Here is a 23158-nt window from a genome sequence, read left to right as displayed (position 1 = left end):
ATTATTTGTGCTTTAATAACCATCGTTCTGTTTAAACTCGCTTTTATTGGTAACTGCATCCAGCTGGGCCTGTGGTATGGGGCGCAGCATGTGATAAGATTTTATGTAAGCAGCTGCATCCGGGTTATGCGCTCCCACGCGCTCCAGCAGCTTGCCCGTACGTTTCAGGTCAAACCAGCGCAGCTGTTCACCGGCAAGCTCGCGCGCACGTTCATCCAGTATAAAATCTATATTAATAGCAGCCGGCTTCACCTCCATAGCCGCTTCCTTTCCGGGAATAATGGCCCGTTTGCGCAGGTTATTGATGTACAGGGCGGCAGAATCCAGCTTGCCCAGCTTCATTTGCGCTTCAGCCACTACCAGGTACATTTCAGCCAGGCGTATTAAAAAAACATCGCGGGAACTTTGAGGCTCTGTAGCTGATCCACGGGTAGGGTCTGCAAACTTCTGCAGGGTAATGTAGTGGAAGCGGTCCTTAGGTTTGCCATTTGCATCATAGATATCATCCCGGTCATAAGTGGTATAACGGTAACGGGTACTGTATTTCTGCTGAAAATTATCAACCGGGTATTTGCTTACAAATAATGCAGTATCGCCCACCTCAAACTTATTGCTGCCTACCAGTGGGCCTAGCACCGGGTTCTGTGCTGCATCGGCGGTGGTCCACTTAGGCAGTGTTTTGCTGTTGTTGGCTATCCAGGCCTGTTTGAAAGAGGCGCTGAAACGGGCATCGGATGTTTCGTCAAAAAGATCCAGCAGGAACTGTGTGGGCATCCAGCGTACATTGGCTACTTCATTGGGCACATCCGGCTGCATGCCCGGCTGGTCAATATAGTTCATTACAAACATGCTATGCCCTACATTGCTGCCTGCATTCACCTCCAGGTTTTTGGAGTAGTTAAGGCCCCATACTACTTCTGCATTCTTTTCATTCTCCATCTTCCACAGATCGGCATAATTAGGCAGCAGTGAAAATTTGTAATTTTTAATTACGCTGCTTGCGTAATTACTGGCTGCCTGGTTATTGCCGCGGGTAAGGTTTATACGGGCCATTAATGCTTCTGCTACCGGTTTGGTGGCGCGGCCGTAATCAGCTGCGGTGGATGGCAGGTGATCTATTGCAAACTGCAGGTCGGCAAAGATCTGCTCATATATTTTTTCAACCGGGGTACGGTTGGCGGTTGTAAGCATCCCTTCTGTAGGCTCCAGCGTAAAATTCACCGGGCCAAATGCTTCTGCCAGCAGGTAATAATACCAGGCCCGCATACAGCGCAGCTCCCCTTCCAGCACCGGCTTACGGGTATCAGCCAAACCGGCGTCATTGATATGTTTTAAGCCGGTATTACACAGGTTAATGGCCGCGTAACAGGGCACCCACAGACTGGTATTTACCCACAGGTTATCGGAAATAAGCCCCTGGTAAGTGGTAAGCGGTGTGTTGGGAAAAATACCGTTAATGCCCGTGTTGCCATTAAAAGCAGCATTGGTCCATATATCTGTGCCGGCTTCCAGCAATGCATAACCTTCTTCTTTACCGAATAAGCTACGGTTATAGGTATACGTAGCAGTAACGGCCGATTCAAAACCTTCCGGGGTATTGAACAGGCTTTCTACCGTGGCGCCACCCGGGTTATATTCATCCAGCTTTTTAGTGCAGGCTGTTATAGTGCATGTTGCCATTAACAGCAGTACTATCTTGTTTATATGCAGCTTCATCATTTTCTTCAGATTTTAATGATTAAAATGTAACATTCAAACCGGCCACGAACAGCTTGCTCAAAGGCTGGTCAATGATCCCTTCACTTTCCGGATCAAAGTCTTTGTTGTTACTGGAATAGAACCATAGGTTTTTACCGGATACATAGATCCTTACGTTCTCGATCTTTGCCCTGCTGATGAATGATTTAGGCACATTGTAACCCAGCGTAATGTTGCGCAGCTTTACATAAGAGTTCTCATACTCTGTTAAAGTGGTGATGTTTGATGAGCTGCGGGTGGCATTCGGACGCGGGTAAGCGTTCGTGGGATTTTCCGGTGTCCAGTAATCCACTGCCGATCCGTTCTGGGAACCGTTGCGCACATATTTGGCATAATAGTCAGAGCTCATCCACTGGCCTACACGGGCAATGAACAAGATATTCAGGTCAAAATTCCTGTAGGTAAAATTGTTATTAAAACCGCCCGTCCATTTGGGTACACGGGTGCCTATAATGGTACGGTCGGCTGCCGTGATCTTCCCATCCGGTTTACCATCCGGCCCTGAAATGTCCGCTAGCTTAATATCACCGGGTAATGCATCATACTGGGCGGCCTGCGCGGCTTCACCGGTTTGCCATATACCCAGTTTCTTGTAGTCATAATAAATGGTGGGCGACTGTCCCAGGATCAGCGATTTGCGATAGTCGTTATCAATTACATTGCCGTTGGGCAGCTCTGTAATTTTTTCTTTATTGTGTGCATAAGAGATGGTAGAGGTCCAGCGGAAGTTACGGCTCACAATATTATTGGTGGTTAAGCTTACTTCCACGCCCCGGTTGCTGGTCTTACCTATATTACGGCTGATGGTGGATACTCCTGTGCTGCTTGGCATGGTGTAGGGGAATATCAGGTTATAGGTGCGCGCATCGTAATAGTCAACCGTACCACTGATGCGGTCTTTCAGCAAACTAAAGTCAACGCCTATATTGGTGGTGGCAGTCAGCTCCCATTTCAGATCGCTGTTACCAATACTGGGATTAATGGTATAGGCGGGGGCCAGGTTGGTATCGTCATAAGAGAACTTGATCTGCGTTAAAGTATTTTGCGTAGCGTAAGGCGCAATTACATCGTTACCGGAAATACCGTAGCCTACTCTTAATTTCAGCTCGCTGAACAGGCGCTGCTTTTTCATAAAGTTCTCGTCGCTCACACGCCATGCGCCCGCTACTGAAGGGAAGAAAGCCCATTTGTTACCGGGTCCCAGCTTGGAAGATCCATCACTACGGCCGGTTAGTGTTAACAGGTACTTGCCCTGGTAGCTATAGTTAATACGGCCGGTAAATGATAATAATGCATACTTGTTGTAGTTACTGCCATAACCGGGCGACTGTGTAGCGCCGGCCAGGTTATACCATAGCTGTGAGGGAAAGGTTTGGTTCTTTGCAAGCGCATAACTTCCGGTACCAATGTTCTGTATATAGCTGGTTACGCCTGTAACTGTAAAGGCGTGATCTTTTATTTCCTTGTTATAGGTGATGATGTTTTCCCAGCTTATAAAATTACTTTGCGTATTGGTAACAGAGGCCTGTGAATTGGCGCCATTGCCGTTAATGGAGTTTTTTCCATAAAACTGCCCGGCTACGGAGCTCCATTGCGTAGTAGAAAAAGTGGACCGGATATCCAGGCCTTTCAGCGGCGTTATATCTGCATAGACAGCGCCTGAAAAACGGTTGGTCTTTGTATTGGCGGCCCAGGAGCCGGGCTGCTCATCTATCAATGGATTTATCTGCAAACGGTCTACCGTGTACATGACCACATTACCCGCCGAGTCATAAGGCAGGCCCAGGGGAATGGCTTTGGATGCAGCGTTGAAAGGATCGCGGCGTATATTATTATTAATATTCGCATACTGGCTGCTGATACCCACCTTTAACCAGCTGTTAATAGTCTGATCCAGGTTAAAACGTGCGGTATAACGTTTATAATCATCGCCCGCTAAAATGCCCTTTTCACGATAGTATCCTGCAGAGAAATAGATCTTTGTTTTATCCGTACCGCCTGACACCCCTACCTGGTAGTTCTGCTGGGTACCATGGTGCAATATCAGATCGGGATAATTAATATACTGCTGGTTCTGAATGGCGTTCAGCTCTTTCTGGTTAAAGATCAGCGGATCATCCGCAACACTGTTCCAGGTGCCTACAGCACGGTAAGCTTCGCGCTTAAACGCAACATACTCAGGCCCGTTTTTCATGCGCCCATACTTAGACACATCTGAAACGCCGGCATAACTGCTGAAGGTTAGCTTCGGCTTACCGGTAGTACCTCTTTTGGTAGTGATGATGATAACGCCATTGGCGCCACGCGAACCGTATATGGCGGTAGAGGAAGCGTCTTTCAGCACATCTACCGATTGTATATCATTCGGGTCAATGTCCGACATACTTACGCCCTGCACGCCATCTACAATGTATAACACATTGTTTGAGCTGGCAGGGTTACCGATAGAACGGGTACCCCGTATACGTATGTTCGACTGGCCGCCTGCATAACCATTGTCACGGTAAATATCTGCACCGGGAATTTTACCCTGCAAGGCCTCAATGGCATTGGAGGCAGGCACCTTTACCGTTTCATCGCCCTTTATGGATACAACAGCGCCGGTAAGGTCGCGCTTTTTCACCTGCCCATAGCCGATCACCACTATCTCATTTACGTTGGAGATGGCATTGCTTAATGCAATGTTCAGGTCTGTTTGTTTACCAACCGTGATCTCCTGTGTGCCGTAACCTATGTAGGTTACCACCAGCACCGTATTATCACCCGGCACCGGGATGGAGAATACGCCACTGGCATTGGCGGCAGCGCCCTGCGAGGTACCTTTTATATTTACCGTGGCGCCGGGCAGCGGCTGTTTGGTAACCTGGTCAATGATCTTACCGGTTACGGTTCTTTGCTGGGCCATTACATGCGTGTAACTGCCTAGCAGCAATACAATAAATAAGTATACTAACGTGGTTTTATTTTTCATAACGCAGTATTTGTTTTAGAATGGTTAAGCATAAATACACTGGTAGCTGTTTGTTGGGCTGCGCCCCAGAAAAGCTCCCAGTATGGCAAATAGATCATAAGCTGTGTAGTTGCATAGGTTACCTGACGTGGTTTCCGTTATTTGAACATGCGATAAAAACAATCCCTCCCCTGCACATGCATGTTACAGGGCTATATGCCGCATAGAAGGCTATTTCCTTAGTGTTATATTTCCATTCCGATCTGTTCCTGCTTTTCAGCGCGCCTGATCTCTCTCCAGCCGCTGTACAACAGGCTCTTATCAATATCAGGTTTGGGAAAGAACAGGCTGGCCACATATCCTACCCCTATTACAATTAAATGGCTGTATACGCCCAGCATTAATTTATGATGGGTAAAATTGTATTTACCCAGGTCCAGCAGCAGTTTTTTATGATCCCCTAAACCAATGGCTGTGGAAGTAAGAAAGGCATACGCGGTAAATAATATGCATACAATAATGGCAATGGTAATGCCCTGGTTATTGGCCCTTGCGCTTAACAATCCTAACAGGAAAATGCCAACAATGCCGCCGGAAAAGATAGCATAGAGGGTGAAAATAATTCCCAGCACGCCTTCATCACCTGCGCTGATGTAAAACATAGCAATGAGTATAGACAGTAAGCCGGATATTACTACCAGCCACCTGCCGGCTTTCAGGTATTCCTTATCAGTGCGGTTGGGCCGTATCTTTTTATAATAATCTTCCACACCTACCGCGGCCAGGGAATTAAGATCGGCGCTCAGGCTGCAGATAGCGGCAGAGATCATAGCGGCAATGATAATACCTACCACACCCGCCGGCAATTGTGTTACAATAAAATAAGGGAACACTCCATCCGGCTGCATACCAACGGGCAGGGGCTGCTGGGTGTAGAATACAAACAGCGCGGTACCGATAAACATAAATAAGGTCCATACCGGAACAGTAAGCAGTATGCCCATTAAAGATGCTTTGATGGCAGCTTTATCTGTACGGGCAGTTAAATAACGCTGCACTACTGTTTGATCTGTACCATACTTCTGAATGGCGTAGAATGCACCATTAATAGCCATTACCCAGAACGTAAGCCGGGAAAGGCTTGCGTCATAAGGGCCAAAACCGGTGCGGTGATTGGCAGATGCTACCTTCCACACCTCCGGCAAACCGCCTTTCACGGAAAACAGTAATACACTGATGCAGATGATGCCCGTGGCAAAGAGCATAAATCCCTGGAATACATCCAGCCATATTACCGCTTCTATACCGCCCAGCAAGTTCACCGCAATAATGATCAAACCAACTACCAGTATAATCGTTATGGTATTGCCTCCTGTAATGCTGTGCAGGGCCAGCGCCAGTAAAAAGAATACGGTGCCCATACCTGAAAACTGGCGTAACACAAAGGCCAGGGAGCTGTAATACCGGGCAAAAGGACCAAAGCGTTTTTCAAAATATTCGTAGGTACTTAACCGTATTACCTTGCGGTATAGCGGTACTATGAACCAGATCACGCATATTAATACAATGGGCACCATGAGGCCCTGTACCAGTAAGATCCAGTTAGAGGAATAACCGGTACCGGGGTAAGCCAGGAAAGTTACGCTGCTGATAAGGGTGGCCAGCAGCGACATGCCCAGCGCCCAGGCCGGAATTTTACCCTTGGCTAAAAAATAATTCTGGCTGGTTTTCTGTTTCCTGGCAAATACAAATCCAAAGGAAATGGTAGTTACCAGTAAAAGAATAATGATGACGTGGTCTATTATATGCAATGATGTATTCATAATGTGGCATTGCTTATTGCATGAGTGGAAAAAGATCTAATGGCGGCCATTCATAGCTGCCTGGTTTTAATGTGAGATGCAATTCTTTGTTACCCTGTACGCGCATACGCGTTACCCCCGGCGCCAGCGCCATGGTGGGGTATAATCTGTCAATACCCAGCTTACGCATTACGGCAGCAGCCGTGGAGCCGCCTTCTATCAGTATTTCATGCAGCGTGGCCTGGCCTGCAATAAAGGCTGCTGCTTCCGCCATCTTGTTCCGTATGTTCAGCGCATGCGCTTTATCATCCTCCATTTGCGGATGTACGGCTATGCTTACTTTCCCTTCCTGTTTCAGCTGTTGCAATGTGTCTTCCATCCAAAGCTGAAATAATTGCGCATCTGCCATAGCATTACCCAATGCAGCGGGCATGTAGCTTACGGGAAATCCATCCTGCTCTATTTTCTTTACAAATGCACGGCTTTTATGAAATGCGCTGCCGCAGATCATCAACGCAGGCGGGTGCAGGGTAGCGTTGCTTTTTTCCATGATCACCGGGCGCATATTCCTTGCTTCCAGAACAGTGGCAAAAAATTCTGCGGCGCCGGCTACCAGTGTACTTGCATCCAGCTTTTTACTCCACGCAACCAGGTCCGTACTGTCCTGCACTTCCGCTACCACAATGCCGGCGCCCGGTTGTGGCGCATGGTGTGGCAGCACCTGTATATCCCCGTCCTTTGCCTGCAGCAGCTCCCTTATGCCGGAGCTGAATACCGGAAATTCCGGGTCCTGCGAAAAGCTGCTCTGGTGCAGGGGGCGTCCGTTTAGGAAATAAGTGTTATTCACTACGGTTCTGCCCAATCCCGGGTTAGCCGGTACTATCAGGGCTTTGGGCAGCTGCAATAGCTCCTGCTGCAGCTGTATTTCCGCCAATACATGACCGCGTAATACAGAATCTATTTTTTTAAACAGTAAGGTGGGCTGCAATTCTTTCAGCCCTGCGCATATTTCCGTTATCACTGCTTTGGCAGCGGATTTGGACAGGGAGCGGGTATCGGTGTCAATGATCAGCAGGTCTGCATCGGAACGCAGGTTCACCGTGGTGGTGATCTCCGCCATTAAACCGTACTTCAATGCCAACCCGCCTATTTCCGCTGCGCCGGTCAGGTCATCTGCAATTACTACCATCATAAGGGCTGCCTGTTTTTAGATAACTGTACAGCAGATTCAATGGCCAGTAACATAGCATCTGCGCTGGCAATGCCTTTTCCGGCAATTTCAAACGCAGTGCCATGGTCTACAGAAGTGCGGATAATGGGCAGGCCCATGGTGATGTTCACCCCTTTCACGCTATCCATCTGTTGTTTTTCCGCATTCCATTTAAAACCGGAGAGCTTGAATGGAATATGCCCCTGGTCATGATACATGGCTACAATACCGCCGTAATAACCGGTAGCTGCTTTGGCAAATAAAGTATCCGGCGGCACAGGGCCGTCTACCTCGTAACCCAGGCGGCGGGCTTCTTCCACGGCAGGCAATATTTCCATGTCATCCTCCGTACCAAACAAACCGGCATCCCCTGCATGCGGGTTTAAGCCGGCAATGCCTATTTTCAAATTCGTCTCATTCAGCTGTATTAAACCATTGCGCAGCAGCTCCGTTACTTCCAGTATGCGGTCTTTCTTTACCAGGTCGCAGGCTTGCCGCAAGGATACGTGGGTGGATACATGGATCACCTTCAGGTGCTCCTCTACCAGCAGCATAGCGTATTTTTTAGTGCCGGTGAAATGCGCATATATTTCTGTATGCCCGGCAAAGTGATGGCCTGCTTCGTTAATGGATTTTTTATTAATAGGGCCGGTGACCGTGGCTGCTATTTCCCCGGCCATGGCCATATCAATTACTTTTTTCACTGCTTCAAAAGCGGCATTACCTGCCATGGCAGATACCTTTCCGAACTCCAGCGCCGCCATGTTCACATTCTGCAGGTCAATCACATCTATTTGCTGTAACCGGAATTTTGCTTCGGCTGCATGCTGAATAGCGTTTACCGTGGCGGGCAAGCCCAGGCGGGTAATAATATCGCGGAACACTGCTGCATCGCCCACCAGCAAGGGGCGGCAAATGGCGTGTATATTCTCGTTCAACAGCGCTTTCACCGCAATCTCCGGCCCAATGCTGGCCGGGTCGCCCATGGTAATTCCTATTATTGGTTTGTGATCAGTCATTATTAATACTGTTAATGTTATTTAAATCACCAAATACAGCGCGCGCTTCCTGCATCAGCTTTTGTTCTTCGGCAGCAGGCAGGCGGTAGAGCGGTGGCAGCACATCCGGTCCGCAGAGCTCATAAGCCGCCAGCATGGCCTTAAAGGCCGCCAGCGACTGGCTCAGGATCCTGTCTTTCTGGTACATTTCAGAGATCTGATCTGCTTTTTGCTGTGCCTGTGCAGCGGCTACGGTATCCCCTGCACGTACGCTGTCATATATTTTGCGGTATACAGCCGGCGCCAGGTTGCCACTGCTGGGTACAATACCATCTGCCCCCTGCTCCAGGGCTGAGCGGGATTGCAGGGCCCAGCCCAGTAAATAGGAAAAATCTTTACGGTCCTTCCATAAAGCAGTAGCGGTGCTAATGCGCTCCACGCCTTTTTCAGAATCTTTAAATCCAACAATGTTGGGATGCTCACTTAATTGTTCCACCACATCCAGCGGAATAGACAAATGTGTGGTGGCCGGAATATTGTACAGCACTAAAGGGCAGGGCAGCGCATCTGCCAGCGCGGTAAAGTAGCGCAGCATTTGCTCCGGCGCTACCGGGTAGTAAGATGGCATGGTGCTCACCAGCACATCTGCGCCCAGGCCGTGATAGGTTTTACCTTCCTCCACTGCATCCTGCAGGCTGTTGCCTGACATACCGGCATACACCAGCGCACGGCCGCTGTTAGCCTTAACAGCAGCCGTGACCAGCGTTGCTCTTTGGTGACGTGAAATAGAAGCTGCTTCCCCGGTAGTACCTAAAATAAAGGGATGTGTTTTACCGGTTATTAAATGATTCACCAGCTTTTGTACGGCTGCTTCATCAATGTTATGCTGCGGAGTAAAGGGTGTCATCATAGGCACCACTACCCCGCTGTATCTTTTTTCGCTTTTCATGTTGCTACTTTATTAAAGGCGGCCTGGTAAATGTTAACGGCATCCTGTTGGGTAACGGGCCGCAGGTTGTTCTTCAGGAGCCGCTGGATCTTCAGGGCATCTTCCGCCATTTTATCAATACTGTCAAAAGGAATGTTCAGCTCTTCCAGGGAGGCAGGCAGTCCGCAATCGCTGATCAGCTTTTTGATCAGCTCAACGCCCTCGCGGGCAGTGGCTATATCAGGCTGGCCCGGCGCAGCACCCAGTGCAAGGGCAATCTGCGCATGCCGTTCCGGCGCTGCCGGTAAATTAAATTCCATCACATAAGGCAGCAGCAATGCAATGGACAAACCATGCGGCACGTGGTATGATACGCCCAGCGGGTAAGACAGCGCGTGAACGGCCGCCGTATTCACCGGCCCTAAGCACATGCCACCGTACATGCTGCCCAATGCCACCTGCGCACGCGCCTCCAGATCCTGCCCGTTGTCACAGGCACGTTTCAGGTAACGGGCGATCAGCCGTACACCTTCCAATGCAATAAGGTCTATAACTGGATGCGCAAAATTATTCGTGTATGCTTCCAGGCAATGCGTTAACGCATCAATGCCGGTGGAGGCTGTAATGGAGGCCGGTATGCTCAGCGTCAGCGCAGGATCTATATACGCGGCATCCGGCACAAGGAAAGGGCTGATCACGCCCACCTTGGCGCCGCTATCATCTATAAACAATGCATTGGGCGATACCTCACTGCCGGTGCCGGAGGTAGTGGGAATGCAGGCCAGGTAAGTTTTGCGCTCTTTCAGGTTACGGATACCTATTACTTCTGCCGTGGTTTGCGTGTTCTTAATCTGTGCGGCTATCAGCTTGGCTACATCCAGCACGCTGCCACCGCCAATACCTGCTACACTATCGGCCCCAAAAGATCTTGCTTCTGCCAGCAGCTTTTCAAAATCATTAAAGGAGGGCTCTCCTGTAATACGGTCATTCACCTGTATGGCTACCCCCTGTTGCTGCAGGGTATGCAGGCTCTCTGCTATTTGTGCAGCTACCGGTGGTATGGTTACCAGGTATAAGCGCTGCAATCCCAGCGCAGTGTAGTCTGTGATAAACTGCGCAAAGCTGTTCTCCCCAAACACCAGCTTATTAGGGTTTATGATCGTTACACTTTGCATGCTCAGGTTTTTCATTTTTATGTAAACGTTTACATTTTTCAATCAAAAAAACGCCGGTAACCATTTCCGGGAGGGGCATTTTCGCCGCACCGGCAGGATCTTACTTAAACCCACAGGACCGCCGGATCATTAGCTCCGTTTTCACGATCACATTAGCCGGCAGGCGGTCGGGCTGCTGGATCCTTTGGTACAGCAGCTCTATGGCCCTTTGCCCTATTTCAAAACCATGCTGGCGTACAGCCGTTAACGGTGGGTTCAGGGAAGTAGCCCAATACACATCATCAAAACCCACAATGGCTATTTCTTCCGGTATTTTCAGCTCCTGCTGCAGAATGGTTTCCAGCGCGCCTAAGGTCAGCAGGTTATTGGCAGTAAAAATGGCGGTAGGCCTTTCCGGCAATGCCAGCAGCTGTTTAGTGATCTCTACCCCGCTGATAAAGTTAGATTCCTTACCCTTAATGATCTTCTGATCTACCCGTAACCCGTAATGCTTATGTGCAGCTATATAACCGGCAATGCGTTCCTGGGTTGTAGGAATGGCAGGGTCGCCGGTAATATGGGCTATACGTTTATGGCCTAGTTTGATCAAATGCGCTACAGCGTTAAAAGCGCCTTTTTCATTATCTGATTTTACCACATCCACATTCAGGTTGCTGAGGCCCCGGTCAATACATACCACGGCATGCCCATCGTTGATCAGCTCCTCCACATCCTCGTCCTTCCCGTGGGAAGGCGCTACAATAAAGCCATCCACGGACTCTGAGCGGAGAATATCTATATATAGCTTTTCTCTTTTCGGATCCTGTGAAAAGTTGCCGATCACCACGGCAGACCCGTTTGCATAAGCATATTCCTCTATGCCCCGGATCACATCTACATAAAACGGGTTTTGAATATCCGGTATCAGTAATCCGATCAGCTTCTTGGAACGGTTGGTGGAACGTAAGCGCTGCGCTACGCGGTTGGGATGGTAACCGGAGGTTTTGATAGCCCTTTGTACGGCCAGCCGGGTTTCGTCCTTTACCACGGGATCACCGTTCAATACCCTGGAAACAGTGGCTATTGACACACCCGCTAAGCTGGCAACGGTTTTTAAACTGGCGACGGTTTTGGCAGTTTTCACAAAGCGATCAGTTTTTCCGTGGATTTATGTAAACGTTTTCACAACTAATCAAAGCTACAATTATTTTTGAATTTCCTATAGGAGTATAAAGTATTTCACCCGATGGGTTTTGCGGGTACTCCCGGTTCTCAATAAACAATATCTTTTTTGATTATTATGAGCGGTATTTACATGATTAGTTCATTACAAACCCTCTTTCACTGAAATTCAATAACAGCAAGCCTTTCACAACATTAAAATTTCATAAGAATTTATTGTTAACCAGGTAGCTGTTATGATTTTTTATTCACTCAAAGTGATATTATTTGCTAAATCGTTTTATGATATTTATATTGAGACGGGTTTTTATAAACGTCATCAACCTTCAATATTTTATCATTCTAAACTGCTGTAGTGTGTAAAACTTGAGCCGTTAATTCAAACAACAACAACCAGGGGACAATTAATATCAACCGGAAATATATGCCATGCATCTGCTAAAGGATGCTGTCAATATTATTATTCTCTATTTTATTTACTTGTTATTCGACTAAACCGTGAAATCAATGCAGAGCTGACTTGACTGCTTTTAAAAGGTCCATTTTATAATCAATCTATCAAACACAGAACTATGAAAAGATTACTCATCTTTTTATCGCTATCCCTATGCGTGTTCGTAAACGCAATTGCACAGGAGAAGCGAGCGGTATCCGGTAATGTAAAGGATGCCGACAACAATCCCCTCCCTGGTATAACCATTATTGAAAAGGGGACTTCTAATGGCGCCGTAACTGATGGCGCAGGTAATTTTACACTACAGGCAGGCCCCAATGCAACACTGGTGCTTTCCGGTGTAGGCTTTCTTTCACAGGAGATAGCCGTAGGCAGCCAAAGCACACTGCAGGTGCATATGGCCATTGACAACAAAAACCTGGGCGAGGTGGTAGTAACCGCGCTGGGTATTAAACGCGAGAAAAAATCACTGGGTTATGCCCTGCAGGAAGTAAGCGGCGAATCGCTGACCAATGCGCGGGAAACAAACCTCACTAACGCCCTAACCGGTAAGGTAGCCGGTTTGCAGGTACTGCGCTCCAGCAACGGCCCTGCCGGTTCTACCAAGATCACGCTGCGTGGCAACAACTCGCTCACCGGAACCAACCAGCCGCTGATAGTAGTGGATGGTATTCCGATGGACAACTTCATCGGCTCTAACAACAACGACTTCTGGAACCCTGCAAGAGATATGGGTAATGGTTTATCCGATATTAACCCGGAAGATATTGAAAGCATGTCCGTATTAAAAGGCGCTACTGCTGCGGCTTTATATGGCACACGCGCCGGTAATGGTGTGATCCTGATCACCACCAAGAGCGGTAAAAAACAAAAAGGTCTGGGTATTACCTACTCTTCACAGATCGGTTATTCTGAGATCTTTACCCGTCCTGAATTGCAGCAATCTTTTGCCCAGGGCGACCGTGCCATCTTTGATGCGATCTCTGAGCAGAACTGGGGGCCTGAAATTACCGGGCAAACCGTAAAAGACTGGCAGGGTAAAGATGCTCCGTTGGCAGCACATGATAATCTGGACGGCTACTTCGGAAGAGGGATCAATATAAAGAACAGCATTTCTTTCCAGCAGCAGGTAAGCGAAGGTACCTCCATCTACTCTTCCGTTACCCGCCTTACTGATAAAGGTATTATTCCCGGCACCAAGCTGAATCGTACCAACCTCACTGCCCGCGCTGTATCCCGCTTTGGCAAAGGTAACCGCTGGAGCACCGATACCAAAGTACAGTACATTAACTCCGATGCAGTGAACCGCCCGCAGAACGGTATGAACGACAGCAACCCGTTCAGCACCATGTATATGCTGCCGGTGAACCTGAACATCCACGATTTCAGCGCTGCAAAAAGGGAGAACGGCAGAATGTTATGGTACAGCAACAGTAATAAGCTGAATCCTTACTGGGCTTCCCAATACAACCAGAATCAGGATATTCGCGACCGCTTCCTGATGACCGGTACAGTAAAATATGAAATGACCGATTGGCTGAGCGCAGAGGTAAGAGGCGGTGCAGATATCTATACCACCAACTACGAAGCTAAACGTTACGCCGGTGCTCCTGGTGTGGCTAACGGCAGCTATAGCCAGGGCAAGGAAACCTTTAGTGAGATCAACTACAGCGCTTTGATCTCTGCCCATAAAGATAACCTGTTCGGCAAGCTGGGTGGTACAGCCTCTGTAGGCGGCAACCTGATGAAGCAGAAAAGAAGCCGCCTGGATGCCGGCGTTGGCGAGCTGCAGATCCCTGATTTCTTTTCAGTGAACAACGGTAAATCCAGCCCTTCAGTAACGGAATTAGTAAGTGAGAAAAGGATCAACTCCTTATACGGTACAGTGGGTGTGAACTGGGATGCTTACTGGTTTGTGGACGCTACTTTCCGTAACGACTGGTCATCTGCGCTCAGCCCGGATAAACGTTCTTTCTTCTACCCTTCTGTGAGCACCTCACTGGTATTAACAGAAATGATCGAGCGTATGGGTGGCAACGTACCGTCCTGGATCACCTACGGTAAATTACGCGGCTCTTACGCCCAGGTAGGTAATGACCTGGCAGCATATGAGCTCTATAACACTTATGAAGTAAGTAAAGATCCAAACGGCAATACCGTGGTAAAAAGAAAGAATACGCTTTATGACGAGAATGTACGGAGTGAATCCATCCGCTCTATTGAGGTAGGTGCTGAAGCACGTTTCTTTGGTAACCGTTTAGGCATGGACGTAGCTTTATATAAAACCAATGCTACCCACCAGCTCATTAACCTGCCCATGGATCCACTGAGTGGTTATTCCTACAGGAAGATCAACGCGGGCAATATTCAGAATAAAGGGATAGAAGTAATGTTAAACGGACGTGTGCTGGATAAACCTAAAGGTATTTCCTGGGATATGACCGTGAACTACTCCGTGAACGACAACACCGTTAAGGAGCTGACCAACGATGTGAGCCTGTATTCCCTGGGCGGTTACGACGACGTGCAGGTATATGCAGAAACCGGTAAAAAGTTTGGTGAGATCTATGGTACCGCTTTCCAGCGCGTAACAGATGCGAGCAGCCCTTACTTCGGTAAGATCATCGTAAACGGCAACGGCCTTCCCCTGGCCACCCAGAATAAAGTAAGACTGGGCAACCAGCAGGCCAGCGGCTTATTAGGTGTAGGCAATACCTTCTATTGGAAAAGCCTTTCACTGGGCTTCCAGGTAGATGCCCGCTTTGGTGGTAAAATGTTCTCCGGAACATTGATCTCCATGCAAAGGGCGGGCACTGCTGCTGAAACAGTAGTGAATGGCAAACGCGAGAATTTCATAGTAGATGGCGCTGTGTATAATGCAGACACCAAAACCTATGAACAGAACACCGTGGCTGTATCTGCACAGGATTACTGGATGAACAGCATTGGTGCAACCAATGTTGGTATTGTAGAAGCCAACCTGTATGATGCTTCCAACATCCGCTTGCGTAATGTGCAGCTGAGCTACGCCCTGCCCGCCAAACTGCTGTCCCGTACACCGGTACAGCGTGCCAGCATTGGTTTCTCCTGCAACAATGTATGGTTAATATCCAGCCATCTGAAAGGTATTGACCCGGAATCTGTTTTTGCAACCAATACCAACGCTACGGGTTTTGAAAACGGCAGCGCGCCTACCACCCGTACTTTCCTGTTTAATTTATCCGTTAGTTTCTAATTGCTGAAAAAGGACATTTATGAAAAATATTATAAAGAGCACATTTGTACTGTTTGCAGCCAGCCTGCTTGTACAATCCTGCTCAAAGTTTGAAGAGATCAACAGAGATCCGAAGTCTGCCAATGAAGCGCAGGTGGAGGTGGAATACGCACTGAATGGTTCTATCATTGGTGCGCAAATGAACCCGGATGTAGCCGAACGTTCCTTTGTATTGTATTGGAAAACCGGCGGCCGCCAGCACCGCCAGGGCGGCTTATCCAGCGGTGGTTATGATGACGGCTGGACCACGGCCTATTACAATTCTGTATCCGGCTGGCTGAATGGGGTGAACCTGGCAGTGGAGCTGGCTACCAAAAGGATTGGTACCGATGCCGAGAAACCTTACACCAAGAACCTGCTGCAGGTAAGCCGTATCTGGCGTGCGTACCTGTTAAGCGAAATGTCGGACAACTTTGGGCCTATTCCCATTAAAGCATTCCAGGGCGTGAACCCTGAGTTTGTAAGTGTAAAGGATGTGTATTATTACTTACTGCAGGAGCTGAAGGAATCTATAGCTGCCATTGACGAAAGCGTGGCGAATACAGATGAAGTAAAGAAATACGATCCTGCATTTGCTTTTGATTATAACAAATGGAAACGTTACGGCAACTCCCTGCGTATGCGTTTGGCCATGCGTTTGTCTGAAGTAGATCCCGGCAAGGCAAAAACAGAGTTTGAAGAAGCGGCTAATTCGGGTTTACTGCTCACAGAATCATCACAGATCTTTAAAGTGCAGGAAAAACCGGGATGGGACGACCTGACCGGCGTAATGAGCCGCGAATGGAATGCCCAGCTGATCTCTGCTACGCTGAATAACCTGTACGTTAACTTAGGCGGTGTTCCGTCTGCAGCTCAGCTGCCGGATTCCCTGCAATCTCACATTAAGCCTGCTAACTGGGCAGGGCTGCGGTTCTTAAACCATTTCTCCCAGCGTACCAATGAGCCGATGGCTGGTTACTGGTTTGATGGGTTACAGAATACCATTGACCCGCGTGCATACAAAACCTTCATTATTCCCGGCCAGTTCAACAACCCGGATTTTTGCCCGTATGGCGGCGACAATGCCAAGACAACTGTTCGCAGCCTGGACGACTTTGGAGATATAAATGCTGCTTATACCTGGAATGCTACCACTACCGGTGACTGGGGTACGAAAGGCGCCAAGAACAAAGTGTATACTTTCGAAGGCACCAACCCGCGCCTGGCATTACGCTTCCGTAACAGTACTGCACAACGCATCTTCTTTGCACCATGGGAAACTTACTTCCTGCTGGCAGAAGGTAGTGTAAGGGGCTGGACCACTCCTATGACTGCGCAGGCAGCATATGAAGCCGGTATTGGCAGCAGCTTTGAATACTGGGGCGTGAGCCAGTTCCTGGGCACTTACCTGGCTTCGCAGGCCTATAACAATGATGGTACTTCCGTAAGCTGGACCCACACAGTGGAACCAGGCGCTACGCATACCATGAACTACAAGGATGGTTATACCGGTACTGCCGGCACCGTGAACATAGCTTACCCGGTGAACACTTTGTATAAAAATGGCGCTGTCCGTAATGATCAGCTAACCAAGATCATTACGCAGAAGTTCATTGCACAGGTGCCCTGGTTACCGTTAGAATCCTGGAGCGATCAGCGCAGACTGGGCTTACCCTTCTACGAGAACCCGGCTATTGAAAATCCGCTGCCTAACCTGCCGGGACTGACTGCTGCTAATTTTATGACCAGCAATATCCAGTTCTTCCCACAGCGTATTAAATACCCCAGCAGCCTGGCCAGCAGCAATGCAAATGGTTATGCGCAGGCAACGGCTTTGCTGAATGGCACTGATGCCATCCTGACGCCGCTCTGGTGGGCAAAACATTAATTTGATCTGACGTAGAGTATAAAGGAGGCCGTCTCTTATGTTTGCAAAAAACAGGAGACGGCTTTTTTTATGGGCGATGCTGGTATTAGCTTCAGATGTTTGGGCATACAGGAAATATATGAGCGGCCTTTATAGACACCCCTTCACTAAGATGTTTAACCCCAAAGTGACTTTTTGCAGTTTTTAACCTGAAAAGTATCAGTTAAACCCACTGCCGCTGCAAGTACCTTTGCAGAATGAAAATATCAAGTATCTCACGTCCCAGAATGCATTTCACCAGCGATCACGAATGGATTGATTATAATGGCACTGTGGGCTTTGTGGGCATTTCCGCTTTTAAACTTAAGGGTATTAAAAAAATTGATAGCATAAAATGGCACCGGCAGCGTGGAACCGTTAATAAAGGCTTGCTGGTGGCCGAACTTTATTCTGAAGACTACAACATTCCTATACATGCCCCTGTAAGCTGTGTGATTTTAGGTCCTAATCCCAAACTGGCCAACCGGTTAGACCTGATCCTGGAAAGCCCGCAGGACAACGGCTGGGTGTTTTTTATCAGCCCCTTAAAATTTGGCACCCCGGAGCCATTACTCTCCCCGGAAGAATATCAAAAGCTAACCAGTGCAAAAAAAATTTATTGAGTGTAATGCAGAGCATACTTTAATAAATCCAGGCGGCTATATAATGACGCATATAGCATTTTAGTAAATTATTTGAAGGATGAAGACAGATAAATATTTATTACTCATAACGGAACAACTGAAGAATGCACCACATAATAAGCAGGTAGAAATAATTATTTTACAATCAATAGCAGATATTGAGAAAAAGGAAGGCGCAGATCTGATTAAACCCTTTCTGATCAAATTGCGGAGCTGGTTAGAAGATCTATCGCCGCTTGATTGCGACAGTACGCAGTGGAGCCGCTTACGTTATGCTGTTATATATCTCCGGGAATCTTTGATGATGGACATTGTTTTAAATGGAGAATCTATGAGCAGCTTATAATTATGTTGATGAAATGTTTAAAGGAAGTGATATATGCTTCGTCATACGGGAAGGAAGAGGAATTATAGGCATAATTTACGGTTAGCAGTTCTTTTGTGCTTTACTGCAGGAATGGTAAATGCTGCCGGCTTATTTGCGTTCTCTGTGCTTACCACCAATGTAACAGGACATGCCGCATTACTGGCGCATAAATTAGCAACAGGGGATCTGCAGGCGTCATGGATGGTTGGATTATGGCTCTTGCTGTTCCTCACAGGAGCTTTCTTTTCCAGCTTCTGCATTGGAAGGGTAGGACAAAACAAAAGGTTTGCCTATACATTGCCCATAATAATAGAGATCATAATTCTGTTACTGGTGGGCAGCTTTGGACATACCTTTAATCAATCAGTTATCAAAACAGCCTATTTTGCCGGTAGCCTGTTATTTGCAATGGGAATGCAAAATGCTTTTGTTTCTACGATATCAGGGTATACTGTCAGAACCACTCATCTTACCGGAATGTTCACAGACCTGGGGATTGACCTGTATACACTCATATCGGCACCACGTAAAAATATCGCTGTAATCAAAAGAAAGATCATTTTGCGGCTGGTGATTATCTTCTTTTTCCTGGCCGGAGGTATCGTTGGCGGGTATGCATTCCTGAGCTTGAAATATTACACCTTTTATTTACCGGCAGTTATATTGGTTATTGCCATGTTCTACGATGCTTTCCGGATAAGGCTAAGTAAGATGATAAATCGTATCAGGATCCGGAAAAGAAAGGCCGTCCCCATTTCCGGTATTTTTATCTATTTGTGATTAGCAATTTTAATCAGCGTATTAATGTCTTTCACTATAATTTTTCTGCCCTTTGTTTCCAAAATGCCCTTTTCCTTAAATTCAGTTAAGATCCTGATTACGTTTTCCCTGGCAGTGCCTACAAGGCTGGCCAGGTCCTCCCGGCTAATATTTATTTCTACAGGCGCCCCTTCAATAGAATCCACTTTATGCTTTTCCCGGATAACAATTAATTGCAGCGCCAACCGTTCCCGTACCGTTTTTTGAGCGAACATGGTCAGGCTGTTTGCCAGTACGGCAAACTCATGGCTTAAAGTTTTAAGCAGTCTGTTGTTCAATGCCGGAGATTGATCCAACGTCTTTAAAAAATCTTCTTTAGGAATAAAAGTAATAACGCTTTCTTCCATAACAGCAGCTGAATCCGGGTAACGATCTCCCGAAAGAACCGCGTGATAACCGATAAGCTGCGCGGTATTGGCTAAATAAATTATCTGCTCCTTGCCATCCTTGTCTACTTTATACTTTTTTACCTTTCCCTTATTGATAAAAAATATTCCTGATGGGTAAGTTCCTTCCCTGAAAAGAATATCATTCTTTTTATAAACATGCTCACTTTTATGGGCTGTCAGCAGCTCAAAGTCATCCGGCCGCAGATCGGCAAAGATGGATTCACTCTTGAAATCCCACTTGTCTATAGGAAAAAGTCCTTTGATACTCATAACAACTAAAATTAACATTTTAGAATTGAAAAAAGTCACTTTTCAAGGTGATAAAGTTTACTGTAAACGAATAGATTGCGAAATACCTTTGTAAATGAATTAAGAAGATTATGTAAGGAAAATTTTATTACACCAGTGTATGTCATTAACAACACCCTCTTTATCCGGACATTTAAATAAATGGTTTGATTCCGATTTTAATTTTCATCATCTATATCCGCTTTACATACGGGAGCTCGCACAAAAGCATTGGACCCCTTTAAAAGTTGCCCAAAAGGCCTCGGATTTTCTGGCAGCCAAACCTGGCGCAAAAATATTGGATATAGGCAGCGGGCCGGGAAAATTTTGCCTGAGTGGCGCCTATTATAACCCGGCAGCCAGCTTTCACGGAGTTGAACAGCGGAATGACCTGATATTTTATGCCACCACTGCAAAAGAAATGTTAGGGCTCGGCAATGTAACATTCATACATGCCAACCTAATTGAGCTTGATTTCAGAGAATATGATCATTTTTATTTTTTCAACTCCTTCTATGAGAACCTCCCGGGTACTCAAAAAATAGATAATAAATTTTCCTATTCCAGATCCCTGTATAATAGTTATAACCGGCATTTATGTGATCAGCTGAAAAAAATGCCCGCAGGTACAAGGCTTGCTACCTACCATTGTTCAGAGGAAGAAGTCCCGGATGGTTATCATTTGGTGGGCACTGAAATAGATCATTTACTAAGTTTCTGGATCAAGGTATAAAATTAAGGAGCACAGACGTGCTCCTTTTTCCAGAAAACTTTTGATTATGCGACACTACTATCTAAAAGGGTTGGTTTTTGATCCTTTACGTGTATAGCAATCTGTTTACTTACCATGTTGCCTTTTAATAATTTCAGCATCCGGATCATGATAAACATAAAAGTTCAGATACACTATCCGGGACAAGCGCATGAGAACAGGCATAGATAGGGTAAGTATTATTCCATTAACAATAAGCCAGTGGTACACACTATTATCTTTCCATGTTATACCAAAGATCAGCCAATACCAGGTTAAATTAAATATGGAAAAAAGTACCGCCAATAAATAGCTGACATACCCCGTACCATACCAAAATCCGATCTCTAATTCTGTTTGCTGTCCACATACCGGGCACTGTTCGTGCATGTCAAGAACATGCTTTAGCTGGTAGGGGTTATTTGCTTTAAATAATATCCCCATTCTGCACCGCGGACATTTACTCTTCAAAATGCTGGTAATAAAATTAGATTTACTCATCAGGGTATTTTTCTTCTAGTCCTTAATTACATTCTTAACCGTCAATTTCCCTATGCAGATCAATGCAAACCGGTAGCAATTCCACCGGCTATTACTAGATTCAAGTACCTGCAGATCTTGTATAGCAATGCCTAATTTGTCCATGCATCGTTGTATAATGAACCCATTTTTTTTTCTTTCTTCCATTTTTGTAACCGCTATTTGAATGATCCTTTCCACCTCCTTATCATCTTTTGCAACCTCAATTTGCTCAATGATAGTGGTCACGTACTCATCAGTGGTCATGTTTGAATGTATTTACTTTAACATTGATCTGTCAGAGATCTTAATCACTGCTTTATCCATGTTTTTAATAGAAGATCCGTTGAGACATCTACTATTTGGTAACTGGAAGGAATTTCATCTTCAAGGCTATGGAAGGTCGCCAGTCTTGTTCCGCTGGGTTTAGCATCCAGCTCTTTAAACAGGTAACGGGAGTAATAGTTATATAAACCAGTGGAATACTCCATCTGATGATCCATCCTGCCATTACTATCTAAATTTTCAAAAAAAGCATTATAAAAATAAAAGTGATCATATTCTGCCAGGTCAACCTGTGTAAAGTTGCCATGAATAAAGTCAGCATTATTTGTTTTAGTATACTCTTTAGCTGCCTGTGCATAGTGGTGCAGCTCTCTTCTTTGTTCCACCCCGTAGAAAAAAACATCCGGAAAGTGATGCGCACCGATGAGGGCAAACTTCCCAACACCGCTGCCAATATCCAGGACCTTCTTTCCCGGTTCTGTTGCTAAAAACCGGGCAGCCTTTTTAGCCACGTCCACTGGGGTCCAATGCCGTTTTGATAGTAGCTGTATCCGCTCGGGATACAACCAGTCAAATGCGGCATCTGTCGTGTACCAGGTAGATTTAACCAAGGCTTTTCCCATTTTAGTATTAATTAGCAACTTTAATGTGTTAATTCTGATAGTGAGAAATAGTTGATATTTCCATATTGCAAAGGTACCTTTGGGGATGTCTGGTTTAACTGATACTTTTCAATTTAAAAGTTGCAAAAAGTCACTTTTTATCAATTAGATCGATTATGAGTTTAGCGGGTCTGTTCCCAATTGATAAATGGAACTTCAAATCACAGTCCATCCTGAATAATTTGCCGGAAGACGAATACGGATACCTCTGCGCTAATATGTTAGAGCAGAAGTATAATAAAGGAGAAGTAATATTCAGGGAGGGTGCGGTTGCTTCCGGCATCTTCTTTATTAAAAAAGGGAAGGTGAAAAAGTACCAGGTTGACCAGACAGGAAGAGAACAGATCATATATGTTGCCAATACCGGCGAGCTAATAGGATATCATGCTATTTTAGCAGATGAACGTTACCCGGACTCTGCTGCTACTTTAGAAGAATGCGTTATTGCATTCATTCCCAAAGAGGATTTTTTAAGTGCCTTAGAAAAGTCTGCTGTTTTACCACGCAGACTGCTCAAAACGCTCAGCCATGAATTTGCCGTATTGATAAATAGCATTTCTGTTGTTGCCCAGCGTTCCGTAAAGGAACGATTAGCGATCACGCTGATTGTATTACGTGAAAAATTTAAAGAAGGAACCGCAGCCGGAGAGGAGATCATGATCAATGTTTCCCGCAACGATCTGGCGAATATGGTAGGCACCGGCGATGAGAACATCGCCCGGTTTTTAACAGAATTTAAGCTCGCAGGTATGCTAATTACCAAAGGCAGAAAAATTTGCATCACTGATCTAAAAAGATTGATTGAGATATCCGGGTATGGCACATCAGGATAACTGCAT

The 23158-nt window shown here is 46.5% G+C and carries 17 protein-coding genes; 7 read left to right on the top strand and 10 right to left on the bottom strand.

The features are described 5' to 3' along the window. Nucleotides 1-12 precede the first annotated feature (12 nt). The 8 genes from KVT36_RS05605 to KVT36_RS05570 form a co-directional block, all read right to left on the bottom strand. Entirely contained in the window at nucleotides 13-1719 is a 1707-nt protein-coding gene (locus tag KVT36_RS05605; protein WP_254639853.1) for a RagB/SusD family nutrient uptake outer membrane protein, read from the bottom strand. 19 nt (nucleotides 1720-1738) lie between these two features. After that, nucleotides 1739-4729 (bottom strand): TonB-dependent receptor, encoded by a 2991-nt coding sequence (locus KVT36_RS05600; RefSeq protein ID WP_254639852.1) that lies wholly within the window; start codon nucleotides 4727-4729, stop codon nucleotides 1739-1741. A gap of 224 nt (nucleotides 4730-4953) precedes the next feature. Beyond that, on the bottom strand, nucleotides 4954-6531 hold the full coding sequence (locus KVT36_RS05595) for a sodium:solute symporter (protein WP_217602524.1): 1578 nt from the start codon (nucleotides 6529-6531) through the stop codon (nucleotides 4954-4956). Between the two features lie 13 nt (nucleotides 6532-6544). Further along, on the bottom strand, nucleotides 6545-7702 hold the full coding sequence (locus KVT36_RS05590; protein ID WP_217602523.1) for a four-carbon acid sugar kinase family protein: 1158 nt from the start codon (nucleotides 7700-7702) through the stop codon (nucleotides 6545-6547). Beyond that, nucleotides 7699-8739, bottom strand: coding sequence for a 4-hydroxythreonine-4-phosphate dehydrogenase PdxA (gene pdxA, locus KVT36_RS05585; RefSeq protein WP_217602522.1), 1041 nt, complete (start codon nucleotides 8737-8739; stop codon nucleotides 7699-7701). Before pdxA ends, KVT36_RS05590 begins: the two co-directional genes overlap by 4 nt. Next, nucleotides 8732-9667, bottom strand: a complete 936-nt coding sequence (locus KVT36_RS05580; protein WP_217602521.1) for a dihydrodipicolinate synthase family protein — start codon at nucleotides 9665-9667, stop codon at nucleotides 8732-8734. Before KVT36_RS05580 ends, pdxA begins: the two co-directional genes overlap by 8 nt. After that, nucleotides 9664-10836 (bottom strand): iron-containing alcohol dehydrogenase, encoded by a 1173-nt coding sequence (locus KVT36_RS05575; protein WP_254639851.1) that lies wholly within the window; start codon nucleotides 10834-10836, stop codon nucleotides 9664-9666. The genes KVT36_RS05580 and KVT36_RS05575 overlap by 4 nt, the downstream gene beginning before the upstream one ends. Before the next feature lie 85 nt (nucleotides 10837-10921). After that, nucleotides 10922-11944: a LacI family DNA-binding transcriptional regulator gene (locus tag KVT36_RS05570; protein ID WP_217602520.1), complete on the bottom strand. Its 1023-nt coding sequence runs from the start codon at nucleotides 11942-11944 to the stop codon at nucleotides 10922-10924. Nucleotides 11945-12554: 610 nt separating this feature from the next. Between KVT36_RS05570 and KVT36_RS05565 the strand changes: the two genes are divergently transcribed. From KVT36_RS05565 to KVT36_RS05545, 5 genes are all read left to right on the top strand, one after another. Beyond that, nucleotides 12555-15671 (top strand): SusC/RagA family TonB-linked outer membrane protein, encoded by a 3117-nt coding sequence (locus tag KVT36_RS05565; RefSeq protein WP_217602519.1) that lies wholly within the window; start codon nucleotides 12555-12557, stop codon nucleotides 15669-15671. A gap of 19 nt (nucleotides 15672-15690) precedes the next feature. Further along, complete coding sequence (locus tag KVT36_RS05560) at nucleotides 15691-17577, top strand: SusD/RagB family nutrient-binding outer membrane lipoprotein (RefSeq protein ID WP_217602518.1); 1887 nt, start codon at nucleotides 15691-15693, stop codon at nucleotides 17575-17577. A 236-nt stretch (nucleotides 17578-17813) separates the two neighbouring features. After that, nucleotides 17814-18218 carry a hypothetical protein gene (locus tag KVT36_RS05555; RefSeq protein ID WP_217602517.1) on the top strand — a complete coding sequence of 135 codons (405 nt, stop codon included), beginning with the start codon at nucleotides 17814-17816 and terminating at the stop codon, nucleotides 18216-18218. A gap of 79 nt (nucleotides 18219-18297) precedes the next feature. After that, nucleotides 18298-18585, top strand: coding sequence for a hypothetical protein (locus KVT36_RS05550; RefSeq protein WP_217602516.1), 288 nt, complete (start codon nucleotides 18298-18300; stop codon nucleotides 18583-18585). Between the two features lie 33 nt (nucleotides 18586-18618). Continuing rightward, nucleotides 18619-19386, top strand: a complete 768-nt coding sequence (locus KVT36_RS05545; RefSeq protein WP_256449942.1) for a YoaK family protein — start codon at nucleotides 18619-18621, stop codon at nucleotides 19384-19386. Here KVT36_RS05545 and KVT36_RS05540 read toward each other — a convergent pair. Next, a complete protein-coding gene (locus KVT36_RS05540) occupies nucleotides 19377-20102 on the bottom strand; it encodes a Crp/Fnr family transcriptional regulator (RefSeq protein WP_254639850.1) in 726 nt (241 codons plus the stop codon). The two genes, KVT36_RS05545 and KVT36_RS05540, sit on opposite strands and share 10 nt — an antisense overlap. A 121-nt stretch (nucleotides 20103-20223) precedes the next feature. Here KVT36_RS05540 and KVT36_RS05535 point away from each other — a divergent pair, with 121 nt between their 5' ends. Continuing rightward, nucleotides 20224-20835 (top strand): methyltransferase domain-containing protein, encoded by a 612-nt coding sequence (locus tag KVT36_RS05535; RefSeq protein ID WP_217602514.1) that lies wholly within the window; start codon nucleotides 20224-20226, stop codon nucleotides 20833-20835. Between the two features lie 848 nt (nucleotides 20836-21683). On the opposite strand, the gene KVT36_RS05530 is transcribed toward KVT36_RS05535, so the two are convergent. Beyond that, nucleotides 21684-22280, bottom strand: a complete 597-nt coding sequence (locus KVT36_RS05530; protein WP_217602513.1) for a class I SAM-dependent methyltransferase — start codon at nucleotides 22278-22280, stop codon at nucleotides 21684-21686. 155 nt (nucleotides 22281-22435) lie between these two features. On the opposite strand from KVT36_RS05530, the gene KVT36_RS05525 reads away from it, so the two are divergent. Beyond that, nucleotides 22436-23152, top strand: coding sequence for a Crp/Fnr family transcriptional regulator (locus KVT36_RS05525; RefSeq protein WP_217602512.1), 717 nt, complete (start codon nucleotides 22436-22438; stop codon nucleotides 23150-23152). Nucleotides 23153-23158: the final 6 nt, after the last annotated feature.

It is taken from the genome of Chitinophaga sp. GbtcB8, assembly GCF_019091455.1.
Lineage (GTDB): Bacteria > Bacteroidota > Bacteroidia > Chitinophagales > Chitinophagaceae > Chitinophaga.
Note: the sequence above shows the minus strand (reverse complement) of the source record. Positions and strands in the feature narration are given on the sequence as shown.

Excerpts from the sequence above, each read along its gene's own strand:
- KVT36_RS05530 (WP_217602513.1), bottom strand. The coding sequence starts at position 22,280 with ATGGGAAAAGCCTTGGTTAAATCTACCTGGTACACGACAGATGCCGCA.
- KVT36_RS05600 (WP_254639852.1), bottom strand. The coding sequence starts at position 4,729 with ATGAAAAATAAAACCACGTTAGTATACTTATTTATTGTATTGCTGCTA.
- KVT36_RS05605 (WP_254639853.1), bottom strand. The coding sequence starts at position 1,719 with ATGATGAAGCTGCATATAAACAAGATAGTACTGCTGTTAATGGCAACA.
- KVT36_RS05590 (WP_217602523.1), bottom strand. The coding sequence starts at position 7,702 with ATGATGGTAGTAATTGCAGATGACCTGACCGGCGCAGCGGAAATAGGC.
- KVT36_RS05560 (WP_217602518.1), top strand. The coding sequence starts at position 15,691 with ATGAAAAATATTATAAAGAGCACATTTGTACTGTTTGCAGCCAGCCTG.
- KVT36_RS05540 (WP_254639850.1), bottom strand. The coding sequence starts at position 20,102 with ATGTTAATTTTAGTTGTTATGAGTATCAAAGGACTTTTTCCTATAGAC.
- pdxA (WP_217602522.1), bottom strand. The coding sequence starts at position 8,739 with ATGACTGATCACAAACCAATAATAGGAATTACCATGGGCGACCCGGCC.
- KVT36_RS05525 (WP_217602512.1), top strand. The coding sequence starts at position 22,436 with ATGAGTTTAGCGGGTCTGTTCCCAATTGATAAATGGAACTTCAAATCA.
- KVT36_RS05545 (WP_256449942.1), top strand. The coding sequence starts at position 18,619 with ATGCTTCGTCATACGGGAAGGAAGAGGAATTATAGGCATAATTTACGG.
- KVT36_RS05580 (WP_217602521.1), bottom strand. The coding sequence starts at position 9,667 with ATGAAAAGCGAAAAAAGATACAGCGGGGTAGTGGTGCCTATGATGACA.
- KVT36_RS05595 (WP_217602524.1), bottom strand. The coding sequence starts at position 6,531 with ATGAATACATCATTGCATATAATAGACCACGTCATCATTATTCTTTTA.
- KVT36_RS05535 (WP_217602514.1), top strand. The coding sequence starts at position 20,224 with ATGTCATTAACAACACCCTCTTTATCCGGACATTTAAATAAATGGTTT.
- KVT36_RS05555 (WP_217602517.1), top strand. The coding sequence starts at position 17,814 with ATGAAAATATCAAGTATCTCACGTCCCAGAATGCATTTCACCAGCGAT.
- KVT36_RS05575 (WP_254639851.1), bottom strand. The coding sequence starts at position 10,836 with ATGAAAAACCTGAGCATGCAAAGTGTAACGATCATAAACCCTAATAAG.
- KVT36_RS05550 (WP_217602516.1), top strand. The coding sequence starts at position 18,298 with ATGAAGACAGATAAATATTTATTACTCATAACGGAACAACTGAAGAAT.
- KVT36_RS05565 (WP_217602519.1), top strand. The coding sequence starts at position 12,555 with ATGAAAAGATTACTCATCTTTTTATCGCTATCCCTATGCGTGTTCGTA.